The sequence below is a fragment of the Pusillimonas sp. T2 genome, assembly GCF_002236805.1.
GTDB lineage: Bacteria > Pseudomonadota > Gammaproteobacteria > Burkholderiales > Burkholderiaceae_B > Neopusillimonas.
Map to the genome: position 1 here is coordinate 1 of NZ_NIQA01000035.1, position 1,115 is coordinate 1,115.

Annotated in this window: 1 protein-coding gene; it reads left to right on the forward strand. The window is 58.6% G+C overall.

Going from position 1 to position 1,115, the window contains the following annotated elements:
* Positions 1–1,080: IS66 family transposase (locus tag PuT2_RS15630; protein WP_143516248.1), on the forward strand; the 1,080-nt coding region annotated here is incomplete at its 5' end.
* Positions 1,081–1,115 lie beyond the last annotated feature (35 nt).

Here is a 1,115-nt window from a genome sequence, read left to right on the forward strand (position 1 = left end):
CAGTCGATGACGCAGGCCTCGATGCCTGCATACATCATCGACAAAGGCATCGCCGCAGTGGGGTTGCTGGCCCATATCCTGATCTCCAAATATGCCGATCATTTGCCCCTGTATCGCCAGGAAGCGATCTTCAAGCGCGACGGCATGCACATCCCGCGCTCGAGCATGGCGCAGTGGGTCGGGCAATGCGGCCATGAACTGCAACCGCTGGTCGATGCCTTGCGGCGCTGTGTTTTAGAGCACCGCATCATTCAGGCTGACGAGACCCCGGTGCGCATGCTCAAGCCGGGCAGCGGTAAAACGCATAAGGCCTACCTCTGGACATACGCCCCGGGTCAGTTCGAATCCTTGAAGGCCGTTATTTACGACTTCAACGAAGGTCGAGCGGGCCTATACGCCCGTGAGTTCCTGGGGGACTGGCAAGGTCAGTTAGTGGTGGATGATTATGCCGGCTACAACGCCTTGTTCCGCCAGGGGGTGACCGAGCTCGGTTGCATGGCCCACGCGCGTCGAAAATTCTTCGACCTGCACAAGAACAACCAGAGCCCTGTGGGTCAACGGGCTCTGGAATTGATTGGCGAACTTTACGCGATCGAGCGCGAGGCAGCGCCCCTGTCACCAGCCCGACGCCTGGCGCTACGACAAGAAAAAGCCAAGCCCCTGGCCGATGCCCTGCACACCTGGATGCTGGCCCAGCGCCAGCGGGTATTAAATGGCACCGGCACCGCCAAAGCGCTCGATTACAGCCTGAAACGCTGGGCGGCACTGACCCGCTATCTGGACGATCCATTCATCCCAATCGATAACAACCACATCGAGCAGCAGATCAGACCCGTGGCCATCGGTCGAAACAATTGGTTATTTGCCGGTTCATTGCGGGCGGGCAAACGCGCGGCCGCAATCATGAGTCTGATTCAATCGGCCAAGCTCAATGGTCTGAACCCGCATACCTATCTGAAGGATGTGCTCACACGCCTGCCCACGCATCCGAACAGCCGGATCGACGAGCTATTGCCGCATAACTGGGTGGCACCTCAGGCCGACGACGTCGACGCTGTTTCTGAAAAAATTTGCGCTTGAGATAGGGAGGGGAATGTAGTTCCCCAGCCGCTTAC